The organism is Chroococcidiopsis cubana SAG 39.79 (assembly GCF_003991895.1).
Taxonomy (GTDB): Bacteria; Cyanobacteriota; Cyanobacteriia; order Cyanobacteriales; family Chroococcidiopsidaceae; genus Chroococcidiopsis; species Chroococcidiopsis thermalis.
This window is the reverse complement of the sequence record NZ_RSCK01000277.1, coordinates 1-813: the sequence shown is the minus strand read 5'-3', so window position 1 is coordinate 813 and position 813 is coordinate 1. Positions and strand designations below refer to the sequence as shown.

The following is an 813-nucleotide window of genomic DNA, read 5'->3' as shown; positions in this document are numbered from 1 at the left end:
AAAACCGCTTGCTGATTTAGTTACTCCACCGCTCCAACAGCAATTTGTCCGTCGCGCACGGCTGCCGGAACACAAGACAGTTTTATGGCAAATCGCATCAGGTGTCGTTTGTAGCATGACTTGGACTAGTGAGGGCGAGCTGGTTTGCTTGGGCTACTGGGGAGTGGGAGATGTCGTCGGACATGCATTGTCCCGAGTGCAACCATACGAACTCCACTGCCTCACAGATGTCCTCATCAGTAGCTACCCCTACACTCAACGAGCGCATTTCACCGAGGCGATCGTTCAACACCAGCAGCAAACCGAAGAACTCCTATGCATCGTCCACATCAATCCCCTGTCTTTGAAGTTGTGGCAACTGCTCGTCTGGTTGAGTCAGAAATTTGGTCGTGAGGTGGAAAACGGTCGCTGGCTCGATCTGCCGTTGACCCATCAGCAGTTGGCTCAGACGCTGGAGACGAATCGCGTCACGGTGACTACCATCCTCCAGCGCTTAGAAGCAGAGGGCAAAATCCACCGGCAGCAGCGGCGGCTCGTTGTTACGCGGCACTCATCTTACTGACAAATCGCGTCTTCTACATTTGGTAAGCTGCTGCCCACCATTCCTAACAACGTCCTACCATCTTTGGTCTTGATAATCCCCGTCGCTTCCACTACCGGATCTCCTACTTGCCATTCGGAATCAGCAGGTGCTGGAGTGACTTGTGAAGGCAATTGTGGCTCCAACTCCTCAGCGGAGAACAAGGGCATCGGCATTACCGAGTCTCCGGGTCCTGCGGGGAAGCCACCGTTGCCCGTGACGACGAGCCGCAC

The 813-nt window shown here is 54.6% G+C and carries 2 protein-coding genes; one reads left to right on the top strand and one right to left on the bottom strand.

Annotated elements, in window-relative coordinates; translation table 11 throughout:
• Positions 1-562 (top strand): Crp/Fnr family transcriptional regulator (locus tag DSM107010_RS37880; RefSeq protein WP_148125958.1); only part of this gene is annotated, 562 nt, incomplete at its 5' end.
• On the opposite strand, the gene DSM107010_RS39205 is transcribed toward DSM107010_RS37880, so the two are convergent.
• Positions 556-813 (bottom strand): hypothetical protein (locus tag DSM107010_RS39205; protein WP_158631982.1); only part of this gene is annotated, 258 nt, incomplete at its 5' end. The genes DSM107010_RS37880 and DSM107010_RS39205 overlap by 7 nt on opposite strands.